The organism is Blastococcus sp. SYSU D00669 (assembly GCF_054050715.1).
Genome location: NZ_JBJGZV010000001.1, coordinates 76730 through 98991, shown reverse-complemented (window position 1 = coordinate 98991; position 22262 = coordinate 76730). Strand labels below are relative to the sequence as shown.

General features: G+C 74.2%; 21 protein-coding genes and 1 tRNA gene. 11 read left to right on the top strand and 11 right to left on the bottom strand.

Translation table 11 applies throughout. The features are described 5' to 3' along the window. Positions 1 to 30: 30 nt before the first annotated feature. The 10 genes from ACI8AF_RS00425 to ACI8AF_RS00380 all read right to left on the bottom strand — a co-directional run bounded on the left by ACI8AF_RS00425 (position 31) and on the right by ACI8AF_RS00380 (position 10474). Positions 31 to 1224, bottom strand: a complete 1194-nt coding sequence (locus ACI8AF_RS00425; protein WP_456537677.1) for an MmgE/PrpD family protein — start codon at positions 1222 to 1224, stop codon at positions 31 to 33. Next, a complete protein-coding gene (locus ACI8AF_RS00420; protein ID WP_456537676.1) occupies positions 1221 to 2249 on the bottom strand; it encodes an LLM class flavin-dependent oxidoreductase in 1029 nt (342 codons plus the stop codon). Before ACI8AF_RS00420 ends, ACI8AF_RS00425 begins: the two co-directional genes overlap by 4 nt. Beyond that, complete coding sequence (locus tag ACI8AF_RS00415) at positions 2246 to 3094, bottom strand: alpha/beta fold hydrolase (protein ID WP_456537675.1); 849 nt, start codon at positions 3092 to 3094, stop codon at positions 2246 to 2248. Before ACI8AF_RS00415 ends, ACI8AF_RS00420 begins: the two co-directional genes overlap by 4 nt. Continuing rightward, a complete protein-coding gene (locus tag ACI8AF_RS00410) occupies positions 3091 to 4083 on the bottom strand; it encodes a DODA-type extradiol aromatic ring-opening family dioxygenase (RefSeq protein ID WP_456537674.1) in 993 nt (330 codons plus the stop codon). Before ACI8AF_RS00410 ends, ACI8AF_RS00415 begins: the two co-directional genes overlap by 4 nt. Further along, the gene (locus ACI8AF_RS00405; protein WP_456537673.1) at positions 4080 to 5414 is read right to left on the bottom strand and encodes a M20 family metallopeptidase; all 1335 of its coding nucleotides are present in this window, start codon (positions 5412 to 5414) and stop codon (positions 4080 to 4082) included. Before ACI8AF_RS00405 ends, ACI8AF_RS00410 begins: the two co-directional genes overlap by 4 nt. Then, complete coding sequence (locus ACI8AF_RS00400) at positions 5411 to 5551, bottom strand: hypothetical protein (RefSeq protein ID WP_456537672.1); 141 nt, start codon at positions 5549 to 5551, stop codon at positions 5411 to 5413. Before ACI8AF_RS00400 ends, ACI8AF_RS00405 begins: the two co-directional genes overlap by 4 nt. Then, positions 5548 to 6396, bottom strand: a complete 849-nt coding sequence (locus tag ACI8AF_RS00395) for an alpha/beta fold hydrolase (protein WP_456537671.1) — start codon at positions 6394 to 6396, stop codon at positions 5548 to 5550. Before ACI8AF_RS00395 ends, ACI8AF_RS00400 begins: the two co-directional genes overlap by 4 nt. Then, complete coding sequence (locus tag ACI8AF_RS00390) at positions 6383 to 7651, bottom strand: Rieske 2Fe-2S domain-containing protein (protein ID WP_456537670.1); 1269 nt, start codon at positions 7649 to 7651, stop codon at positions 6383 to 6385. The genes ACI8AF_RS00395 and ACI8AF_RS00390 overlap by 14 nt, the downstream gene beginning before the upstream one ends. A gap of 64 nt (positions 7652 to 7715) precedes the next feature. Further along, positions 7716 to 8657 carry a PDR/VanB family oxidoreductase gene (locus ACI8AF_RS00385; protein ID WP_456537669.1) on the bottom strand — a complete coding sequence of 314 codons (942 nt, stop codon included), beginning with the start codon at positions 8655 to 8657 and terminating at the stop codon, positions 7716 to 7718. Between the two features lie 23 nt (positions 8658 to 8680). After that, positions 8681 to 10474, bottom strand: a complete 1794-nt coding sequence (locus ACI8AF_RS00380) for an FAD-dependent oxidoreductase (protein WP_456537668.1) — start codon at positions 10472 to 10474, stop codon at positions 8681 to 8683. Positions 10475 to 10571: 97 nt separating this feature from the next. On the opposite strand from ACI8AF_RS00380, the gene ACI8AF_RS00375 reads away from it, so the two are divergent. The 4 genes from ACI8AF_RS00375 to ACI8AF_RS00360 all read left to right on the top strand — a co-directional run bounded on the left by ACI8AF_RS00375 (position 10572) and on the right by ACI8AF_RS00360 (position 14525). Beyond that, positions 10572 to 11792: an MFS transporter gene (locus ACI8AF_RS00375; RefSeq protein ID WP_456537667.1), complete on the top strand. Its 1221-nt coding sequence runs from the start codon at positions 10572 to 10574 to the stop codon at positions 11790 to 11792. A gap of 23 nt (positions 11793 to 11815) precedes the next feature. Beyond that, positions 11816 to 13024 (top strand): MFS transporter, encoded by a 1209-nt coding sequence (locus ACI8AF_RS00370; RefSeq protein ID WP_456537666.1) that lies wholly within the window; start codon positions 11816 to 11818, stop codon positions 13022 to 13024. Positions 13025 to 13409: 385 nt separating this feature from the next. Next, positions 13410 to 13955: a hypothetical protein gene (locus ACI8AF_RS00365; RefSeq protein ID WP_456537665.1), complete on the top strand. Its 546-nt coding sequence runs from the start codon at positions 13410 to 13412 to the stop codon at positions 13953 to 13955. Between the two features lie 27 nt (positions 13956 to 13982). Next, a complete protein-coding gene (locus ACI8AF_RS00360) occupies positions 13983 to 14525 on the top strand; it encodes an aldo/keto reductase (protein ID WP_456538032.1) in 543 nt (180 codons plus the stop codon). Here ACI8AF_RS00360 and ACI8AF_RS00355 read toward each other — a convergent pair. Further along, complete coding sequence (locus ACI8AF_RS00355) at positions 14510 to 14764, bottom strand: hypothetical protein (RefSeq protein WP_456537664.1); 255 nt, start codon at positions 14762 to 14764, stop codon at positions 14510 to 14512. The genes ACI8AF_RS00360 and ACI8AF_RS00355 overlap by 16 nt on opposite strands. Positions 14765 to 14888: 124 nt before the next feature. On the opposite strand from ACI8AF_RS00355, the gene ACI8AF_RS00350 reads away from it, so the two are divergent. From ACI8AF_RS00350 to ACI8AF_RS00320, 7 genes are all read left to right on the top strand, one after another. Beyond that, positions 14889 to 15422 (top strand): helix-turn-helix domain-containing protein, encoded by a 534-nt coding sequence (locus ACI8AF_RS00350; RefSeq protein ID WP_456537663.1) that lies wholly within the window; start codon positions 14889 to 14891, stop codon positions 15420 to 15422. A gap of 219 nt (positions 15423 to 15641) precedes the next feature. Next, positions 15642 to 15726, top strand: a tRNA-Ser gene (locus ACI8AF_RS00345). 220 nt (positions 15727 to 15946) lie between these two features. Further along, a complete protein-coding gene (locus ACI8AF_RS00340; protein ID WP_456537662.1) occupies positions 15947 to 17167 on the top strand; it encodes a hypothetical protein in 1221 nt (406 codons plus the stop codon). Positions 17168 to 17243: 76 nt separating this feature from the next. After that, on the top strand, positions 17244 to 18059 hold the full coding sequence (locus tag ACI8AF_RS00335) for a hypothetical protein (protein WP_456537661.1): 816 nt from the start codon (positions 17244 to 17246) through the stop codon (positions 18057 to 18059). Continuing rightward, complete coding sequence (locus ACI8AF_RS00330; RefSeq protein ID WP_456537660.1) at positions 18059 to 19225, top strand: hypothetical protein; 1167 nt, start codon at positions 18059 to 18061, stop codon at positions 19223 to 19225. Before ACI8AF_RS00335 ends, ACI8AF_RS00330 begins: the two co-directional genes overlap by 1 nt. A 14-nt stretch (positions 19226 to 19239) precedes the next feature. Beyond that, positions 19240 to 20703, top strand: coding sequence for a hypothetical protein (locus ACI8AF_RS00325; protein WP_456537659.1), 1464 nt, complete (start codon positions 19240 to 19242; stop codon positions 20701 to 20703). Continuing rightward, positions 20700 to 22025 carry a hypothetical protein gene (locus ACI8AF_RS00320; RefSeq protein ID WP_456537658.1) on the top strand — a complete coding sequence of 442 codons (1326 nt, stop codon included), beginning with the start codon at positions 20700 to 20702 and terminating at the stop codon, positions 22023 to 22025. Before ACI8AF_RS00325 ends, ACI8AF_RS00320 begins: the two co-directional genes overlap by 4 nt. Positions 22026 to 22262 lie beyond the last annotated feature (237 nt).

Sequence of the window (22262 nt, the reverse complement as noted above, 5' to 3'; positions counted from 1 at the left end):
TCCGGGGGACGGTACCGGGATCTCGCCCCCTCAGGGCAGCAGCCGGTCCACCGCCACCCGCAGGCCGGTGAGGTCGCCCTCGCCGGCCACCGAGCACAGGCGGTCGAGCAGCGCGTCGCCGGGATCCAGGCCGAGCAGCCGTGAGGCCTTGACCCGCCGGTCGCCGGCCGAGGGGGCGAGGGCGGTCAGCACCCGCCGGCGCTCACCGCGCACGGCGACCTCGGCGGCCCAGTACCGGGGGAAGAGCGCGTCGAGCGCGGGGAGGGCGTGCAGCCGGACCTCCGGTCCGGGTGCGGGCGCGCGGTACCAGGCGGGGTCGGTGGCCCGGCCGCGCACGAAGCCGGCGATGGCCGCGGCGGCCGAGGCCGCGGCCGCGGCCGGTGTCGCCGGCGCCGGGTCGGCGGACACGAACCGCAGCGCGGCGGCGGGCAGCCCGACCTCCACGACGTCACCGTCGGCCGGGACCACGCCGGCGGCGGCCAGCTCGTCCAGCGCCGCCAGCGCCGCGTGCAACGGCCGGGCGCACGGCCAGGCCTTGAGCGCGACGTCGGGCAGGTGCGGCCCGGCCGGCGTGGGCGGGCCGGCGGGGCGGAGGGCGGCCCCGGCCGGTTCGTCGAGCAGCGTCGTGCTCGTGGTGCACCCGGCGGCCGCGGCCCGCACGGCCCACAGCCCGCGCTCGGCCGCCTGCCCGGGGAGGAGGTAGTGGCTGTCGGCGAACTCGTCGGCGCTGAACAGCCCGCCCAGCGGGGCCGCGGCCAGGCCCAGGGCCTGCACCGTGGTCGCCTCGTCGAGGCCGAGGCAGACCGCTGCGGCGGCCGCCGCGCCCAGCCCGCCGAACAGCGCGGTCGGCCACCAGCCGGCGCGGTAGAGCTCGGCGCCGCCGAAGCGCAGCGCGGCCTCCACCACGACCTCGGTGCCGGCGACGACGGCGTCGGCGAGGGTCCGGCCGTCCGGGGCCAGCTCCCACGCGACCGGGACGACGACCGCCGACGGCGCCACCGCGGCCGGCCCGTGCAGCGCGTCGAACTCGTCGACGTGCACGAGCGCGCCGCGCAGCAGCACCGACCCCGGCGCGGCGAGGCCGGCCAGCCGGGCCGCGAGCGGGGCGCCGGCCCCGGAGGCCAGGCAGGCCAGCGCGTCGAGCACGTGGTCGCCCACGAGTGCGTCGAGCGCGGGGTCCGGCGCCGCCCGGCCACGGGCGGCCAGCTCGGCGAGGACGGTCACGGCCGCGACTTCGCCAGCAGCGGCGCCACCTCGGCACCCCAGCGCTCCATCAGCTCCTCGGGGAGCGTGTAGGAGCCGACGTGCTGAAGGAACACCGACGTGGCACCGACCGCCGCCACCGCGTCCAGCCGCTTGACGATCTCCTCCGCCGTGCCGAACAGGCAGAACTCGCGCGCGAAGGCGACCACGGCCTCGTCGGAGACGACCGGGTCGCAGGCGCGCACGGCCTCGTCCCAGTCCTCGGCGTGCACCAGGTCGGGGTAGACGTCGGGCAGCCGCTCGGGGGTCTGCACCTCGATGCCGGCGATCGCCAGCGCCCGCGCCCCGCCGCCCTGGGCGATCTGCGCGCAGATGGGCTTGAGCTGCCGGGCGTCGCGCTCGACGTCGTCGGTGACGCAGCAGAACGCCGAGACGGTCATCGGCGTCCCGCCGGTCCGGCCGACCGCCGCCGCGCCCTCGGCCACCCGGGCCGCCGCGTCGGCGAGCAGCGCCGGCGCCACCCCGGAGAGCAGGATGACGCCGTCGGCGACCTCGCCGGCGAGCCGGAGGTTCTTGGGCCCCGACGCCGCCATGTGCAGCGGCACGGGCACCGGGTCGCGCAACCGCCCGGTCACGCCGCCGAAGTCGACGTCCCCGCCCGCGAGCAGCGTGCGGATCTCGCCGATCCGCTCGCGCATCTCCGCCCCGGTCGAGGGCCGCAGGCCCACCGGGAGCACCGAGCTGTTGCCGACGCCGAGGCCCAGGACGAACCGGTCCGGGTCGATCTCGGCGATCGTGCGCGCGGCCGAGGCCACCACCGCCGGGTGCCGGGTCACCACGTTGGTGACCGCGGTGCCGACGACGACCCGCCCGGTGCCCGCCAGCGCGGCCGCGGCGACGGGGAAGACGTCGCGCCACAGCAGCTGGGAGTCGGGCAGCCAGATCTCGTCGAACCCCAGCTCCTCGGCCCGCCGCGCGGCCGCGACGAGCTCGGGGACCGGCCGGCACGGCGGGATGCGCAGGCCGACCCGGACCGGCGAGGTCACGACGCCAGGAACTTCAGGGCCAGCTCGTTGAACCGGCCCGCGTGCTCGTGCTGGGGCCAGTGCCCGCACTCCGGGAAGATCTCCAGCCGCGAGCCGGGGATCGAGTCGTTCATCCGGCGGGCCTCCGGCACGTCGCCGAACGGGTTCTCGGCGCCCCAGACGATGAGCGTCGGGCTGGCGATCCGGCCCATCTGCTCGGCGGTGAGCAGGTCCTGCGTGCGGTTCTCCATCTCCTGGAGCGCGAGCAGCTTGTCGATGCCGGCGACGAACTCGGGCCGGTGGTAGATGGCGTGCCGCACGTCGACGAGCTCGTCGCTGACGTTCGCCGGATCGTGCATGAGCAGGTGCAGCCGCGCCTCGGTCAGCGACCGGTCATCGGTGGTCACCGCCCGGCGGGTGCTGGTCTTGATCCGCTCCATCACCTCGGGGTTGGCCACCGTGCCGCCCGGCGCGACGAGCACGAGCCGGCCGGCCCGCTCGGGGTGGTCGGCCGCGAGCCGGCCGGCCACCCAGCCGCCCAGCGACTCCCCGATGAAGTGCGCGCGCTCGATGCCGCGGCTGTCGAGGTAGTCGAGCACGTGCCGCACGTAGCGCGGGATCCGCAGGTCGCCGCCCGGGTTCTCGGTGTAGCCGTGCCCGAGCATGTCCAGGCAGTGCACCTGGTGGTGCTCGGCCAGGGCGGGGACGTTGCGGATGAACGCCTCGAGGTGCCCGGAGGTGCCGTGCAGGCAGACGACGTGGGAGTCGTGCTGCGTGCCGGCGCGCAGCACGCGGGTGGGGACGCCGGCGACCGGGTCGTGGGAGACCTCGAACGCGGTGCCGGTCAGGTCGGTCCAGAAGGTCACTTCGTCAGCTCCATCTCGGTGGTGGCGGAGGCGGCGGCGGGCAGCGCGAGGTCGGAGCCGTCGGGCAGCAGGGCGGCGGCGCCCATGCCGGTCAGCCACTGCGGGACGTCGGCGTACGCCAGGGTGCGGCCGGTGCCGGAGCCGACGGCGGCGGCCATGGCGATCCACGAGCGGATCTCCTGGGCGCCGTTGCCGGCCTCGTCGTCGATCTCGGCGTTGCTGCGGTCGAGGACCGGGGACAGGTCGCCGGCCTCGACCAGGGAGAGGAACCACCGGTCGAAGCCGGGGTTCACGTCGGGTGCGGCGGCGCGGATGATCTGCCGGCGGCGGACCTCGTAGCGGCCCCAGTCCTCGCGGCCGTTGAGCCACGCCTCCACCAGGAACCGGTCGTCGTCGGACTGGGCGGCGAACCAGGCCGGCCAGGGAAGCCGGTGCGACAGCCCGCCCGAGGCGATGACGGCGACCCGCTTGTCCTGCCCGTCGCCGCGGATCGCCGCGCCGATGACCTCGCCGAGCGCGTGCGCGCGGCGCAGCGGGATCAGCGGCGGGGCGAACATGTTGACGACCACCGGCACGATCGGCAGGTCGAGGTCGGGCACCAGGTGCTGCAGCGAGTGCGTGATGCCGTGGTCGACGGTCAGGCGCAGCGAGAACGCCGGGTCGAAGCCCCGGCCGACCATCGTGTCGACCACGGTGCGGGCCAGGTCGGTGTCGACCGGCAGCGGGCCCTTCGGCGTCCCCGCCTCGCCGGCACCGTTCACCTCGGCCACGCCGACGGTGACGGCCGGCATCAGGTCGAGGAACATGCCGCGGAAGTGGTTGGACCCGATGACGACGACGGCGTCCGGCCGGGCGGCGGCGAGCAGGTCGCGGGCCACCCCGAGACCGTCGCGGAACGCGTGCGCGTCGGGCAGGTGGTCGACCTCGGCCCAGTGCGTGTTCATGAGGGTGCTGTGCGAGGCACCCAGCCCCAGCACGACGGTGCTCATCTCGGGTTCCTCCCGGTTCGGGTGCAGACGTTGACGGCGGTGTGCACGAGGTGCCGGGTCAGCCGCACGGCCTCCCGGACGTCGACGACGTTCATGCCGGCGGGGAAGTCCAGCGGGATCGGCGCGTCCGGGCCGATCCGGTCCATGCCGATGCGCGCCGTCGGCAGCCCGCGGTTGCGCAGGATGTTCGCGTCGGTGGCGCCGGAGTTGGCGACGATCGGCTCGTGCGGCCGGCCGGTCAGCTCCTCCCAGGCGGCCTCCGCCGCCTGGACCACCCACGACTCCTCGGGCGTGGCCGTCCCGGGGATGGACAGCACCATCGACCAGTCGACGTCGAGCTCGGGGTGGCGGTCGCAGATCGCCCGGACGGCGGCGGCGAATTCCCGCTGCACGTCGGCCGGGGTGCTGCGCGGGCTGGTGCGCAGGTCGACGACGAAGCGGCACAGCGCCGGGGTGGCCGACGCCAGGCGCGGCCAGCCGCTCTCGATCGAGGCGACGATGCCCTGCGGGGCGACCAGGCCGTCGGTGTGCCGGGCGGCGTACTCGGGGAACCACGCCTCGAGCTCGCCGACCACGGTGGCGGCGTGCGCGATCGGGTTGCGGTAGGGCATGCGGTGCCGGCTGCCGACGTAGCTGAAGGTGCCGCGCACGCGCACCTCGAACCAGCAGAGGCCGACCTCCTCCCACGCGACCGCCCAGCCGGGCTTGGCGATCACCGCGTGGTCGGCCCACACGCCCTGCTCGAGCATGAAGGAGCAGCCCGAGCCCTGGCCGGCGTTGCGCCGGGTGAGCCCCCGCGTGAGCCGGCCGTTGGTCGGCATGCCGCCGGCGCCGAGTCCGACGAGCAGGTCGCCGGCGAGCGGCACGCCGGCGCGGGCGATCGCCTCCGCGGCCATGACCACGGCGGCGGCGTGGCCCTTGGGGTTGCTCGCGCCGAGGCCCAGCACGTGGTGCCCGTGCACCTGCGCCCGTGGCTGCATGTCCGGTCGCAGCTCCGGGCCGATCCACGGCACGTCCTCGTCGGGGTCACCGACGGTGAAGGTGTCGATCGGCGCGTAGAGCAGCAGGTCCTCGCCGGTGCCGGCGCCGCGCAGCCGCCCGACGGCGTTGCCCTGGCGGTCGTCGATCTCCTGGTAGGTCGCCGACAGCCCGGCGGCGGCCAGCTCCCCGGTGAGCCACCGGGCGAGCTCGGCCTCCTCGCCGGTGGGGCTGGGCCGGTCGACCATGCCGACGACGAGCGCCGTGAGCCGCTCGGGCGAGATGCAGCGCCACGCCGCCTCGACCCACTCGCGCTGCTGGGACGAGAGCCGGGCGGCCGCCCGCCCGGTCACCGGCGGTCGGGTGCCGGGACCACGCGGACGGTGGTCCCGCGCCCGGCACGGGCGAGCAGGCGCAGCGCCCGGGCCCGGACCGAGGGGACGGCGAGCGCGGTGCCGACCACGGCGGCGACGGCGATCAGGCGGGTCATGCCGGCAGGGCTCCTTCGGGGGATCGGGACGGCGACCCGGCACCCAGGTGGCCCTCGACGAGGGCTGCCACGGTGCGCGGGCGCTCGGCCTGCGGGTGGTGGGCGCAACCGGCGAGGACGACGAGGTCGGCCGCCGGCAGGGCGCCGCTGAGGGCGAGGGCGTAGTCGGGTCCGGCGAACGGGTCGTGCCGGCCCCAGACGACGAGCGTGGGCGCGGCGACCCGCGGCAGGTCGGCGGTGAGGTCCTCCGCGGCGCCGCGCCGCGCGGCGTCGGTGGCCAGCGCCAGGGCGGTGGGCGTGGTGCTGGCCGCGTGCCGGGCCCGCACGAGCTCCTCGGGCACGGCGGCGCCGTCGACCCACTCGAGGTCGGCGATCAGCCGCCGCATCGCCTCGGGCCCGGGCACGCCGTCCGAGTAGTACCGCTGCCGGACGCGGGGCCCGAGCCCCGGGTCGTCCGTCGTCCCCTCGGGCGCGGGTACCGGCTGGGACCCGATGAGCACGATCCGCCCGACCCGCTCCGGGCTGTCGGCCGCCAGCTTGAGCGCGACCGACCCGCCGAGCGACTGGGCCAGGACGTCGACCCGGTCGAGCCCCCTGCGGTCGAGCAGGTCGCGCAGCACCGCGGCGTGGGTCGAGAACACCGGGCCCGGGTCGGGCAGCGGCGCCGAGCCGCCGTAGCCCGGCAGGTCGACGAGGAGGAGGCGCCGGCCCGGCAGGAGCGGCAGGACGGCGGCGAAGTCGGTCGCGGCGTGGCAGCCCGGACCACCGCCGTGCAGCACGACGGTGACCGGGCCGGCGGCCGGACCGCGCTCCTCGACGGCCAGCCGGGGCTCAGTGCCCGGCACGGCGCTCGGTGGGCTGCACGACCAGGTCGGCCTGCTCGATGTGCCGGCGCCAGGCGGTGAGGGAGAGGTCGGGGCGGTACAGCTTCTCCGGCGGGGCGTCCATGACGTCGACCATCCAGGCGTCCTGCGCGGTGAACTGGCCGTGGAAGAGCCAGCGGATAGCCGCCAGGTACTTCAGCTGGAAGATCCGCGCCTTGAGCCCCGACTCGAAGCGGACCATCAGCTGCACGTAGCGGACGTGGTCGGCGTCGACCGGCACGTACCACTCGAAGTGGATGAAGTGCGGGTAGGCGACCCGCAGCAGCCCGGGCAGCCGGATCGACACGAACCCCGGCAGCTCGAGGCCCGCGATGACGGGGTTGACGTCGGCGGCCTTGCCGGGGGCGTCGGGCAGCGGCATGCGCTTCCACCAGCGCTTGTTCGTGAAGGTGCCCAGGCCGGGGAAGTGCGCCTCCCAGTGCACCTCGTCCTGCACCCGGATCAGCCAGCCGTCCTTCTCGACGATGCGGGTCTTGTTCCACGCCGGCATGACCTTGAACAGCCGCCACAGGGCGGTGTTGTGCAGGTACTTCGCGTGCCCCTCGTCGAAGCCGTTCTCGGCGGCGAAGCGCCAGTTGCCGTCGCGGATCTCGTTGCGGCCGCCGAGCACGAACGCGTTGTCGTTGAGCTCCGCCGGGATGTCCCGCTCGACGGGGGGCGGCGCCTCGCCCGGCGCGACGTCGCCGATGTAGACGAACAGCAGCCCGAAGCGCTCCTCGACCGGGTAGGTGGCCACCGAGACGCGGCCGCAGATCGGCGAGTCCGGTCCGTCGGTCGGGACGGCGACGAGCTTGCCGTCGTCGAGGTCGTAGGTCCAGCCGTGGTACGGGCAGCTGAGCGTGCCAGGGAACTCGCGCCGGCCGAGGGAGAGCGGCACGCCGCGGTGCGGGCAGCGGTCGTGCAGCGCGCGCACCTCGTCGCCCTTGCGCACCAGCGCGATGCGCTCGCCGCAGACCGTGATCGGCACCGGCTTGTCGCCGACCTGGCTGGCCCACACGGTGGGGTACCAGTAGTTGCGGAAGCCGAGGGTGGCGGCGTTGTAGGTCGACCAGGCGGTCCAGTCGGCGCCCTCCTGCACCGGCGGGCCGGGGACCGCGGGTGCGGCCGGGGCCACCCGGGTGCCGTTGCCGCGCCGGGGCCGCGCCGGACGGCGCGGGGCGACGTCGGGCTCGACCTCGGGCACGGCCGGACCGTCCTGCGGGCGAACTGCGGTCACGGTGTCCTCCAGTGCCGGGGGAAGTGGTTCGTACGATGTACCGTGCTGGCGCACAGGTCAAGGGTCAGAGGTCGAGCACCAGCTCGCCGCCACGGGCGCGGGAGACGCAGACCATGAGCGAGGCCGTGTGGTCGGCCGGCAGCAGCGAGTCGCGGTGGTCGGGCTCGCCGGCCAGCACCTTGGTCTCGCAGCTCCCGCAGACGCCGTCGCGGCAGGCGTTCGGGACGGCGAAGCCCGCGTCGTCCAGGACGTCGAAGCAGGTGCGGTCGGCCGGCACGGTCAGCTTCTGACCGGTCGAGGCGACGACGACGTCGAAGGGCTGGTCGTCGCCCTCGACGTCCCGCGGCCGCGCCTTGAACCGTTCGAGGTGCAGCGTCCCCGCGGGCCACTCGGCGCACCGCTCCTCGAGCGCGCGGAGCAGGCCCTCGGGGCCGCAGGCGTAGACGCCGACACCGGGGCGCGGCGGGCCCAGCGCGGCCTCGAGGTCGATGACCGGCGTGTCGTCGGCGGGGTAGAGGCGCACCCGGTCGCCGTGGGCGGCGAGTTCGTCGAGGAACGCCATGGACGCGAGGGAGCGGCCGCCGTACGAGAGGGTCCACGGCAGACCGCTCGCGTCGACGGCCCGGATCATCGGCAGCAGCGGCGTGATGCCGATGCCGCCGGCCACGAAGGCGTACTCGGTGGCGTCGTCGAGGTGGAAGTGGTTGCGCGGGCCGCCGACCTCCACCACGTCGCCGGGGCGCAGGACCTCGTGCACGTACGCCGAGCCGCCGCCCGACTCGGGCTCGCGCAGCACCGCGACGCGGTAGCGGCGGCGGTCGGCCGGATCACCGCACAGCGAGTACTGGCGCACGTGGTCGGGCAGGCCGACGTCGATGTGCGCACCCGGGGTCCAGGCCGGGAGCAGCCGCCGCTGCGGGTCGGCGAGCTCCAGGGACAGCACGCCCCGCGACTCCACGCGCATCGCCACGACCTCGAGGTCGAGGACTCCGGACTCGGTCTCCACGCCACCCCCTCCGCTGTTCGTACTTAGTACGGTACAGAAGAAGCCGGCGATGGGGAAGCCTCGGGGACCGGCTTTCCGAGGACGGCGCCGAGCACGGACTCCAGGGCGGCGCGGGCTGCGCCCCGGTCGTGCTCGGCCGCCGCGTGCCGCCAGGCGACGTAGCCGTCCGGGCGGACCAGCAGCGCGCCGGCCTCCGCGGTGTCCCGCAGGCGGGACCAGTCGGCGTAGACGTCCTGCAGCCCGGGTGCGCCGATGACGACGGCGCGGAGGAAGGGCAACCCCAGCTCCCGCACGGCCGCGACCCAGGCGGTGCCGGCGATGCCGGTGACCAGGCTGAAGCGGCCCCGGCCGACGACGTCGAGCGTCGAGATCCGGTGCCCGGCGCGATCGACCAGCCAGGCGTGGGGGAGCTTGGCGCCGGGTCGGGTGCTGGGGACCAGGTGCAGCCCGTCGGCCGGAAGCTCCTCCTCGGGCGCGGCCGGGTCGGGCACCACGGCCCGCGAGACGTAGCGCTGGTTCAGCTCGGTGCCCTGGCCGTTGAACTCCTCGTTCTTGCGGTCGAGCGCGTGCACGAGGGCCTCCCGCGCGCGGACCCCCTCGTCGGACGGCTCGTCGAGCAGGCGCCGCCCCTCCGCCGCCGCGCGGTGCACGGCGGCGAGGACGTCGTTGAGCGGGGCGTAGTCGGCACGTGACCGGTTGGCCCGGGCGACCACCTGCTCACCCACCGGCGCCCGCTCCTCGGTGTAGCTGTCCAGCAGGCCGGGCCCGGCCCAGCCCCGGCAGACGGCGGTCAGCTTCCAGGCGAGGTTGAAGGCGTCCTGGATCGAGGTGTTCGACCCCAGTCCGCTCGAGGGCGGGTGGCGGTGGACGGCGTCGCCGGCGCAGAACACGCGCCCGGCCGAGTACCGCGTCGCCCAGACCTGGTTGACCTGCCAGGTGGCGACGTCGACGACGTCGACCGCCACGTCGGGGTCGCCGATCACCGCACGGACGCGCGGCAGCACCGCCTCGGGGCGCGTGTCCGGCGCGGGGCCGGCGAGGTCGTAACCCCAGCCGGCGATCCACTCCGACCACGGCCGCACCGCCCGCAGCGTCGTCATCCCGATCTCGCCGAACGCCGGCAGCAGGATCCGGTGCAGGATGCCCGGCCGGTGGGCGACGTGACGGGTCAGGTCGGCGGTGAAGCGGACGTAGACGGTGCCGGCCCGCCCCATCGTCCCCTCGAGCGGCAGGCCGAGGTCCTCGACCACGCGGGAGCGGGCACCGTCCGCGCCGACCAGGTAGCGGCTGCGGACGGTGTGCTCGGTGCCGGTCAGCCGGTCGCGCAGGGTCGTGGTGACGCCGTCGGCGTCCTGCACGTGCGACAGGTACTCGGTGGAGAAGCGCACCTCCGCGCCACGCGCCGCGGCATTCTCCACCAGCACCGGCTCGAGCAGCGGCTGCGGGATGTCCAGCAGGGGGCACGGGCTGCCGCGGAGGTACTCGCTGCGCCGGTCCTCGCCCCAGCCCCAGGTGCGCAGGCGAGCCACCTCCGGTCCGGCGAGGCTCTCGGCCAGGACCATCTCCCCCATCAGCTCCCAGGGGGTGGCGACGCGGGCCGCCTGCTCCTCGACGCCGAGGTCGCGCAGCACCTCCAGCGCCCGCTGGTTGGTGATGTGGGCGCGCGGGCTGTCGGCCAGCCAGGGCCGCTTGGTGACCACCCGGACGCCGACGCCCTGGGTCGCCAGCGCCAGTGCGCAGGTGGCCCCGGCCGGGCCCGTGCCCACGACGAGGACGTCGGTGTCGAAGCGCCCGCCCTCCGGACTCGTCCACTCCATGCGCGCTCCTCGGGGCCCCGCAGAACAGTGCGGGACACTGTACGGTACGAGTGAAGGCAGGCCGCGCGCCCGCGGACCCCGCCGGGAGGGACGAACCGTGGACGCTTCGCCCGACACCGCCGCGCCGGTGGTCGCCGCTCCACCGCGCCGCCGCCCGGTCGGTGCGGCGCTCGCCATCGCGGCGGTCACGCTCGTCGCCTTCGGCTCCCGCGGCAGCTTCACCTCGGTCGGGCCGTTGCTCGTCCCGCTGGAGGAGGAGCTCGGGGTCGCGCCGGCCGCCGGGTCGGCCCTGGTGGCGCTCCCCCTCGTGTGCTTCGGCCTGCTCGCCCTCGTCGTCCCGCGGTTGTCGGCCCGCACCGGCCTGCACCGCGCCCTGTCCCTCGGGATCGTCGTCCTGGGGTGCGGTGTGCTGGTGCGCGTAGCCGGCGTGCCCGGTCTGTTCGTGGGGACGGTGCTGGTCGGCTGCGGCGTCGCGGTGCTCAACGTGCTGCTCCCGGCGATCACCAAGGCCGACTTCGCGCACCGCTGGACGCTGCTGACAGCGCTGATCACGACCTCGATGACGCTGTCGGCGAGCCTGGGCGCGGGACTGGCGCAGCCGTTGCAGGAGCTGACCGGCAGCGCGCGGGGCAGCTTGCTGCTCTGGCTGGTGCCCGTCGTGCTGGCCGGGGTGTGCTGGCTGCCGGTCGCCCGGTCGGCCCGGCCGACCGCCCGCGTCGACGTGCCGACGGCGATCGGCCCGGTGCTCCGCGACCGGATCGGGCTGGCGGTGGCCCTCTTCTTCGGCCTGCAGACGCTGGTCTTCTACACCCTGCTCACCTGGCTCCCCTCACTGCTGGTCGAACTGGGCGGGCAGACCCCGGAGCGGGCCGGCGCCCTGGTGGCGATCGCGACGGCGCTGGGCGTGCCCCCGGCGCTGCTGCTGCCCCGGCTGATCGGCCGGCGCCGCAGCCAGGTGCCGTGGGTGGTGGGCGTGACGGTGGCCATGTGCGTCGCCGTCCTGGGCCTGGCCCTCGCGCCGGCCGGCCTGCCGGAGGCGTGGACGCTGCTGTGGGGGCTGGCCAACGGGGCCTCGTTCCCGGTGGCCATGTCGCTGGTGCTGCTGCGCAGCCGCGACGGGCTGCAGGCGGCCCGGCTGGCCGCGGCGTCGCAGTTCCTCGGCTACCTGCTGGCCGCCGGGGGGCCGCTGGGGGTCGGTCTGCTCGTCGAGGCCACCGGGTCGTGGCTGCCCTGCTTCCTGCTGCTGGCCGGCGTCCTCTCCGCGCAGTCGGTCGCGGGCGTCGTCGCGGGCCGGCCGCGCGTGCTCGAGGTGCCCTGACCGGCGTTTGCGATGCTGGACCGGTGCAGGCACCGGGGAGCACGACGCGACGTCCGTCCGCGCTGCGGCTGCTCCTCCCCGCGGCCGCGATGGTCGCGGCGGCGCTGTGCCTGCGGGGTCCGTTCGCCGCGGTGGGGCCGCTGCTCGGGCCGCTCGGGGAGGAGTACGGGCTGTCGACCTCGGCCCTGGCCGTGGTGACCGCCCTCCCCCTGGTCTGCTTCGGCGTCGTCTCGCCGTTCGCGCCGGCACTGGCCGCCCGCCTCGGCCTGCACCGGGCGCTGCTGGTCGGCATGGGCGCCCTCGCGGTCGGCGTGCTCGCCCGGTCGGCGGGCGCGGCCGAGCTGTTCGCCGGCACCGTGCTGCTCACCGGCGGCATCGCCGTGGTCAACGTGCTGCTGCCGGCCGCGGCCCGCGAGGAGTACGGCCCCCGCAGCCCGGCGGTGGTGGGCGCGGTCGTCGCGTCGATGGCCGCCTCGGCCACGGCCGGCGCGGGCCTGGCCGCACCGCTGGCCGACCTCACCGGCAGCGCCCGCAGCAGCCTGCTCCTGTGGCTGGTGCCCGTGCTCGCGGCCGTGGCCGCCCTCGCCGCCCTCGCCCGGGCGCGGCGCTCCGTGCCGCCGCCCGCCGCCCCGCCCGGCGGCTCGCGCACCGCGATCCTGCGCGACCGGGTCGCCATCGCGGTCACGGTCTTCTTCGGGCTCCAGTCGCTGACCTTCTACGCGATGCTCACCTGGCTGCCGGAGGTCCTGCTGGACGAGACGTCCGTGTCCGCCGCCACCGGCGGGGTGCTCACCGCGGTCGCCGCGGCGATGGGCATCCCGGCCTCCCTCGTCGTCCCGCAGCTGGCCGCCCGCCGGCCCGGGCAGGTCGGCTGGGTGCTCGCCGTCACCACGCCGACCACGGTCGCCGTCGTCGGGCTGCTGCTCGCCCCCGGCGCCGCGCCGCTGCTGTGGGCGGTGCTCTACGGCCTCGGCACCGGCACGGCGTTCCCGCTGGCGATGACGCTGGTGCTGCAACGCACGCGCGACGCCGGGCAGACCGGGCGGTTGTCGGCCGGGGCGCAGAGCCTCGGGTACCTGCTCGCCGCCGTCGGCCCCTTCCTGCTCGGCCTGCTGCACGAGCTGACCGGCGGCTGGACCGCCGGGCTGGGGGTGCTGCTCGTCGTGCTCGCCGCGCAGGCGCTGGTCGGGGTGGCCGCCGCGCGCCCGCGGCTGGTGGACGGCGCCGTCTGACCGCCCGGCGCCCTCGATCGTGTGCGCGGAGTGGCAGTTCCCGCCCCTGCGGCCGACAGTTCGCGCACACGGTCGGCACGGGAGCGGAGGGCGTGGGATTCGAACCCACGATGGGTGTGACCCCATAGCGGTTTTCAAGACCGCTGTCATTCGCATCTCCACTGATTCACGGCGCGTCGCGAGCCGGTCCGATGACGGTGTCACAGACTTCTGAGCTGCGCAGTCACCGGTAGGGGCGAGGCGGCGCCGTCCGGACCACCGGTGCCTCGACATGGGTCCGTCCGTAGACCCGTCCGTACGGACGAAGCGTACGAAGGCGCTCGGACAACGCATGATCATTGCCCCGGCATCGGCAGCGGCGGCTGCGCCCGTTTGGATGGCGGGCGTGGCCGAGGACTACCCGACGTGGCTGTACTACCCGAACCGTGCACAGCCGCCGGCCTGGGTCGAGACGTTCATCGAGGTGGTCCGCGATCAGCGACCGGCCATCGAATCCGCGAAGGTCGACCACCTGACCAGTGACGCGGTGCTGAGCCACCTGGCGCCGGGGTTGGCCGCCGCGGGCTACGTCATCGAGACGGGCAAGAAGCGGGGCGAGAAGGTCAGGCGGCCGGTGCTGTTCGGTGAACAGGGGAGACCGCGCGTCACCTACGAGGTGGACGCGGTCCACGACAAGCTCGGCGTCGTGGTCGAGGTCGAGGCCGGCCGGGGCGCGCGTGGGAACGCAATCTACCGGGACCTCATCAGGACCTCGTTGATCGTGGACGTGAAGTACTTGGCCCTGGGCGTCATGTTGGAGTACCGCCATCTCTCCGGCGCCCGGAGGATGTCCGTCAGGAGCTTCCAGGAGGCGCGGGACCAGGTGGACGCGATCTACGCCAGCGGACAGCTGCGCCTGCCGTTCGAGGGGCTGCTCCTCTTCGGGTACTGAGGCTACTGGTGTCGCCCTGGCTGTCGCCTGCTTCGCCCGACCCGCTTCGTCGTCCACCGGCCGCTGCCCGGCATCGACGTCGACTACGTCGTGACGTGGAAGGCGATGGAGGAGAACCACGCCGGCGGTCGCTGCCGGGCCATCGGCGTCTCCGACTTCAAGGAGCACTACCTGCGGCGGCTGTTCGGCGAGACCGAGATCCGGCCCGCCGTCACCCAGGTCGCGGTGCACCCCTGCCTCGCGCAGGACGACCTGCGCGCCTTCGACGCCGAGCACGAAATCGTCACCCAGGCGTGGTCGCCGACCGCCCAGGGCAAGGTGCTGGACGCCCCGGCCATCGTCGCGATCGCCGACCGGCTGGGCCGCGCGCCCGCCCAGGTGGTGCTGCACTGGCACATTCAGCGCGGCGACGTCGTGGTCCCGGAGACGGTGAACCGGCAGCGCACGGAGGAGAACTTCGCCCTGTTCGACTTCGAGCTCGGCGGGGGTGACATGGCCACGCTCACCGACCTAGACCGCAACGAGCGCACCGGCCCCGACCCGGACACCTTCAACTACATCCCCTCGTAGGCCGCGCTGGAGCTGGCCTCCAGGACGACCACCACCGCGACAGCCGCGCCCGCGACCGCGGCGGCCGCGCCCGCGCCCGCCGAGGACCAGAGGAAGGTCTGCTTCGCGATCCGCGCCAGGGTCGGGTCGTTCGCCCTCGGAGCCATCGCGGAGCAGACCTGCCGCACCGTCGTGAGCGCGGTCTTGAGGACCGGAAGCGGGTCGACCTGGCCACTGGCCGCGATGTTGTCGATTGTCATGTTCGTTCACTCCAACAAGTAATGGATTCGTCCTGACCATCCGCAACATAGGGCACGTAAGCTGGCGACACAACAAGCCCTGACCAGTCGTGACTACTCGGCGCCTGGTGGGTACCCTCGCCGCGTGGACGACGGCGGAGCGCGCGACGAGATCGGGGAGTCGTCTCCCTTCGTAGATCTGCGCGTCGGGCCGGGTGAGCCCGGCAACGCCCAGTTCGGGGAGTTGCTGGAGCGCCTGCGCTGGAAGGCAGGCCTATCGCGGGCCGATGCGGCCGACAAGCTCGGGCTCAGTTCCGAGTACCTCCGCCTCCTCGAGGTCGGCAAGCGCGTTCCCGCCCTCGGGCAGATGCGCCGCTTCCTGAGCGTGTACGGCGCGAACGGGGCGGTCGAGCAGATCTCGCCGCAGGGATACCGGCAGGACTTGATCGTCTTCGACCCGCTTCACGGCGAGGACGGCGAGCCCACCACCGTCGAGTTCACGAGCCGGATCCGCGAAGCACGCCGCCGCGCGCTCGGCGGCCCCCCGGACGAGGAGGATCGGCACAATGACAGCGCCGGTCGTGCGGCCGAGGTCGGCACGATCGTGTTCCTCCTGACCCGAGCGGACGACGGCACGCTCCGGAAGATCCGCCAGCTGTTGGAGGCCCGGGTCGGCTGAGGTGCGCGTCATCGTCCGGTTGCCGGATCAGTCCGCGGGCTCGAGCCACTCCTCGTGCACGTCGGCGACGATCCACCCCCACCGGGCCGACGTCCGGCCGAACTGCACACGTGGCTCCATCCCCATCGACCACCAGGGCGAGCCGGCCGTGGGCCCCTGGGCGACGGACAGGACGAACCGGACCTGGGATGATGTGGTGACGCCCGGCGCACCGGGCTGGGAGGGTTCGCATAGTGGCCGAGTGCATGCGCCTTGAAAGCGCACGACGGGCAACCGTCCGTGGGTTCGAATCCCACACCCTCCGCAGTCCCGATTCGTCGCCACCGGCCGATTCCGACAAGCCCCTAGCGGTCACCCAGCGATACGACTCAATCTCGGTCTGCACCTGATGGTCGGTCGGCAGCGGTACCGTCCCGACGTGACACGACATCCGTCGACGGCGGGCCTCATTGGCCTCGGGAGGCGGCGGCGTGAGCACCGCCGGTGAATCCCCGGTCCTGAGAGCCGAACTGCCGAATCCGAAGGTGGGAGCCGTCGGCGGCCCGCTGGATGCCTGGTACCGCTACTACGCGGGCTATTCGGCGGACTTCGTCGAGCGCGTTTTGCGGGACGTCCCGTCCGGCGACGTCGTGCTGGACCCATGGAACGGGACCGGGACGACGACCGTCATGGCCGCCCGGGCGGGGCTGCCGACCCGCGGGTTCGACGTGAATCCGGCACTGGTCGTGGTGGCGAAGGCGCGCTTGCTCGGCGACAGCGTCACGGCCAGCATCAACGCGCTGGCGACGGACATCGTCCGACACGCCACCCCGTCGCCGCTCGACAGCGATCCGCTGACGTTCTGGTTCGACGCGGCGTCTGCCGAGCAGCTGCGGGCGCTGCAGACCAGTACGCACCGGCTGCTGGTCTCCCCGGATGACACCGAGGCGCCGCCGGTGGCGTCGGTGAACGGGATGAGCAGCCTGGCAGCCTTCTTCTACGTGGCCCTGTTCCGGACCGTCCGCCAGCTCGCCGACTCGGCCGCGGGCACGAACCCGACCTGGTGGAAGAAGCCGGCCGAGGGCCAGGTCCTGTCGCCGGGGCCGAACAGGGTTCTGGAGACGTTCAAGGCCGTGGCCGAGGACCTACGTCGCGGACTGCACGGCCGACTCGACAGCCGGGTGCGAGCGACGGTGCGCACCGGAGACAGCCGCGTCCTCCCCCTGGCAGACGATGCGGTGGGCGCCGTCGTGACGTCCCCGCCGTACTGCACGCGGATCGACTACGCGATCGCCACGCGACCAGAGCTTGCAGTGCTGCGAGCGGACGAGGCCTCCGTCCGGGTGCTCCGCGACAGCATGGTCGGGACCCCGACGATGACCGGCATGCGCGGGACCGAGGACGAGTGGGGACCGGCCGCCGCCGAGTTCCTCAGCCGCGTGCGGGAGCACCCGTCGCGGGCGTCGGCGACGTACTACCTCCGCTACTTCCAGCAGTACTACGCGGCCATGTGGGATTCCCTTCGCGAGCTCCGGCGGGTGTGCCGGCCGGGCGCGCCAGCGGTGCTCGTCGTCCAGGACTCCCACTACAAGGAGGTGCTCAACGACACCCCGGGCATCCTCCTCGAGATGGCGACGCGCGCCGGGTTCGCAGAGGGCCAGCGGCACGACTTCTCGATCCCGCGGACCAAGGCCGCCATGAACCCACGAGCCCGGGCCTACCGGTCCTCCAGCTCCGCCGTCGAGAGCGTCCTCACCCTCCGCTGAGCCGCCACCACTCCGGACGGGGATCCACATCACTCCGGAAACGTGGAAAGCGTGGAGTGTGTGGTAGCTTGAGCTCATGGCGAGTCCCGGTGCGACCCTGGGGGATGTCGTCGGCGCGCTCGCGGAGGCGAACGAGGAGCTCGTGGCCGCGGCCACGGCGGGCGACACGGAGCGCATGTCGGAGCTGATGCGCCACGTCGCCGCGCTCGAGAAGCAGCGGAACAAGATGATCCGCGCTGCCGGGGCCACTCCCGCCGCGCCGTACGAGACCGCGGTCCCCCTCCGGGACCAGGTGGTGCAAACCCTGCGCCTCGGCGGCCGGCCCATGTCGACGCGCCTGCTCGCCGATCTGGCCCGAGCCCGGTTCGACTACACGATCGCGACCCCCAAGCTCTCGTCGCTGCGCCGGGACGAGGCCAACAGCTGGTCCCAGGCGCACTCGGGCCGCGGACGCACGGCCTGGCGTGACGTGTACGTCGTCCCGGCCCTCACCTACGACCGGTTCGCCCCCGTCCGCGGCACCCTCGCGCTGTCCGCCTGGCCCCTGGCCGATCGGCTGATCGCGCCGGCGAGCCCCCGGGTGGACATGCTGAAGATCACCGGCTCGATCGCCCGGGAGTGCACCGAGGCGCCCGACGGGGCTCCGTGGCTGCCCCAGCTCCGTCGGCTGCTGTGGCGCCTGGCCCGCACCGTTCCTGGTCTCAAGGTGGCGGGCGCCGACGACCCCGTCGCTGTGCAGAAGGCGGTGCAGGCCGAGCTCCAGGTCCTGGAGGGACCCGACGCCCAGGAACGCGACCTCGCGGCCGCCCGGGGCGACGCGCTGGACGAGTTCACCAACATGTTCGGCACGACGACGACCCTGCACGTCCGTCCGACCGCCCGGGGGGCCTGATGAACCAGTGGACGCTCACCGCGCTGAACGGGCTCCGCGGGCCCAACGACCCGGCCAAGATGACCGCCCGCCGGCTCGCGGCGACCCTGGAGGCCCCCGGGTGTGCCCGCCGGACCCTGCTCGACGCGGCGCGGGTGGACGTCGACCAGCTCGCACGTGTCCTGGGCGCTCCCCCCGACCGGCAGTCCCCCTTCGCCATCACGCGCGGCAACCGGTTCGAGCGCTCGCTCACCGACCCGACCGGGATGCCGGACATCGTCGCCCTCACCCGCCGTCACCTCGGCCTCGAGATCCCCGAGGTCCGCCAGAAGGACCTGTCCCACGCCGCCGTCGCCGAGGAGTTCTCCAACGTGACGAACGAGCTGCGGGAGACGCTGACCAGGCAGTACGTCGCGCACATGCTGGCCGGGCACCCGGGCGCCTACAACCTGCTGCGCCACCCCATGACCAGCCTCTACATCGGCGGAGTCCCCGCCTGGCTGGAACAGGACGTGCTCGCCTTCGCGGTGGCCGGGCGGTTGTACGTCGTCGAGATCAAGTCCTACCCGTGCATCGACAACCGGGCGGATCAGGACAAGGTGTCGGCCAGCGCACGGCAGAGCGCCGTCTACGTCCTGAGCCTCATGGAGCTCGCGGAACAGCTCGGCTACGACCGGTCCCGGGTGTCCACCGAGGTCCTCCTGGTGATGCCGGAGAACATGGGGATGACCCCGGTCGGTCACAAGATCGACGTACGGCTCCCGGTGCTGCGACTGCGGCGGGAGATCGCGGCCGCGCCGGAGGTCGGGGACCTCCTCGCCGGCCTGCCCGACGGGCTGACCCTGCCCAGGCTCCCCGGCCGGAAGGCGACCCAGGACGAGCTCGCCGCGGCGGCCACGGCAGCGACCGAGACGATCTCGGCGCTGCCCGCGCGCTTCGGGGACCCGTGCCTGCAGTGCCCGATGTTCCAGATCTGCCGGAACGAGGCCGAGGCACAGGGGCTGACCGCCCGCCTGGGCAACACCACGGCGAGCGCCTGCGGCGACGTCCGCACCGTCGACCGCGCTCTGGCGCTGGCCGACGGCAGCGCGAGTCCCGCCAGCGAGTCCGAAGCCGCCCTGGCCGCCGTCCTGGCCAGGGGCGCGGCCGCTGCAGCCCTCCTCATCCCCCACGCCGCCGGCGCCTGACCCGGAGGACCCCGATGGACCCCTTCGACACCTACGTCCGGCTACGGGCCCAGCAGGAGCGTCGCGCCGTGCCGACGGCCACCCGTCGGCACGTGCACCTCTCCGACCGCCCCTTCGTCGTGGCGGTCTACCACCTGGCCGGCGAGATCGGCGCCCCCCTGGCCATCATGTGGGGAACCAACCCCGACCCCGCGGAGGCCAGCTTCCTGGCTGTCGCCGAACCACGGAACCGGCAGGAGCGGTTCGAAGCGCTCGACCGGTTCGGCACCGCCCTGGACACGTACCTGCAGCCGCTGTGGCCCCGCTACGAGTCCCGCCGCGTCGTCCGTGGCGAGCTCATCGTCACCGAGATGTCCGAGGACGCGCCGCAGCTGGTGGTCCCGAACGCCGCCACCGCGGCGTGGCTGTTCGGCGTCGTGGGACGGTTCACCCGATACCTCCCCATCGACGGTGACGACCCCGTCCCCGTCCCGGTGCGGCGCCTCGGCCAGAACCTGACCTTCCTGGGGCAGGCGAGCGCTACCCCGGGCAGCTGTGTCGCCCTGGCCGCGACCGACATCCTCAACATGCACTTCATGACCGGCCAGCTCGACGGGGAGAAGCAGAACCTCGCGACCGTCCTCGGGTGGATCGTCCCGCCGGCCGGCCTGGACGGTGCGGAGGCGGCACGCGCCGCCGAGGCCCATCCGCCCGCCGGACCACTGCCCGACCCCAACTGGGACGCCGACGTGCTCGAGGACCTCGTCGCGCGGTACCACGCCGCACCGGACGAGCGCCGCCGGCAGCAGGTCCACCGTGAGATCGCCAGCGCGGCCCGCGAGCAGCTCGAGCCCGCCTGGCGGGACACCTGGCGGGCCCTTCAGGTGGTGCGTGCCCTGCCCGAGGCCGGGCGGGTGCCCGACCGCTGGACGGAGGATCGCCGGCAGTGGGCGCACCACTCCGCGCGCATGGACCGAGGCGAGGCCTGGTTCGCCATCCGCCCGAACCCGCTGCAGGCCGCCCGCAACCTCGCGCGCGCCGAGAGGGCGACGCAGGAGCTCGAGGCACAGCTGGCACTGGACGACCCCGCGTACATGGCCCGTGCGGTCGCCCGCGGCGACGCAGTCGCGGGCGAGGTCCGCGCCGTCGACCCCAGCCACTGGGAGATCGTGAACGGCCGTCGTGCGAGCCGGCCACGCATCATCCTGCAGGCAGCCATCCCGTTCACCGCCCCCATCGGCACGCAGCTGCGCCTGGCGGCCAACCCCGCCGTGACGGCCGAGCTCGTCGGTATCGAGACGAGGTCACCCACGGAGCAGGACCTGATCTTCAACGTGGTTGCCGGCGCCAACGTGGCCAGCACCCGAGGACGGCTCCCGGCCGTCGGGAGTCGGGCCGTGCTGTCGCCCTACGGCGGCTCGACCTTCCTGCCGTCCCCCCTCCCCGATGAGGTGCCGTGGACCCACGTCCTTCCCGAGCCCGCCGGGGCCGACGCGTGACCGCCGCCGAGCGCGCGGCCGCCGCCACCGAGGCCATCTGGGCTGCCGTCGACGCCGGGGAAAAGGCGACCGTGGTCAACAGTCCTCCCGGGGCGGGCAAGTCGACGCTGGTGCGCGAGATCGGCCGACGAACGGCCGCGAAGACCCAGGTGCCCGTACTGGTGCAGACCAACGAGCAGGCCGACGACATGGTCCGCGGCTTCCTCGCGGACCAGGACCGCGGGCTCGGGGAGGGAATGCTCGTCGGTCGCCTGCACAAGAAGGGGTACCCGGTTCCGCCCGACATCGGCGCCGACGCCCGCACCCGGGCCTCGACCGACCTGCAGCAGCTGCGGGGCTGCTCGGTCATCGTGTCGACCGCCCACAAGTGGGCCTACAGCGGCGACCGACGGCCGTTCGCCATCGTCGACGAGGCCTACCAGATGCGCTCCGACCTGCTCATGCCGACGGGAGCGCGCACCGACCGCCTCCTGCTCGTCGGCGATCCGGGGCAGCTGTCGCCGTTCACCGACGCCGACGACACGGTGCTCCGCGGGATGCCGATGTCCCCGATCGACACCGCGGCCGGCACCGTGCTGATGTCGCGGCCCGATGCTCCCGTGATCGCCCTGCCGGTGTCCTGGCGGCTGCCGCCCTCGGCGGCGACGGTGATCTCCGGCTCGTTCTACGACATGCCTTTCGAGGCCGGCGTGGCCTCGGGCGTCCGGGCCCTCCGGTTTCCGCTCGGCTCCGTCGACACCGTCGAGCAGGTTGCCCTGCGCACGGCGGCCGCTGAAGGTTGGGCCTTGCTGACCCTGCCGGACCTGCTCATGCCCGTCGACGATCCGGGTGTCGTCGCCAGCCTCGCCGCCCTCGTTGCCGAGGTCCTCGACCATCCCCCGATCGCCCGGGACGAACACGGCGAACGACGCCTCGATCCCGGCGACATCGCCGTGGGCGTCACCCATCGCAGCCAGCAGGGCCAAGTCGCCGCGGTGGTCGACCGCATGTGCGCGGAGCGCGGTCTGCCGCCCGGCAGCGTGACGGTCGACACGGCGAACAAGCTCCAGGGCCGCCAGTTCGAGCTCGTGATCGTCTGGCACCCGCTGTCCGGACGGCGGGACGCCAGCGCCTTCCACCTCGAGGCCGGCCGGCTCTGCGTCCTGCTCAGCCGCCACCGCCAGGCCTGCGTTGTAGTGACCCGAGGCGGCCTGCGTGAGCAGCTGGAGGCGCACCCGTCGACCGACCCGGTCTGGCTCGGCGAGCGGCTGCCCGTGGTCGACGGCTGGTCCGCCCACCTGGCACTTCTCGACCACCTCGAGAGGTACACCGTGGCCGCGTAGTTGCGTACGTGCACGGCCACGCCATGGCCAGCGGCGGACTACGAGCCGGCGCTCGGCGTCGGTCTAGCTGTAGGAGTGGCCCCACCACAGATGCAGGAGAGCCCCGCGCAGCGCACCCTGCGCGGGGCTCCTCGTCCCTGTCGGGCCGGTCAGCGGGCGCGGGCCCAGCGGCTGCCCATCGGCGGCGACCGCCAGCATCAGCTGGGCGCCGGTTGCCCCCAACGCGCGACGATCACG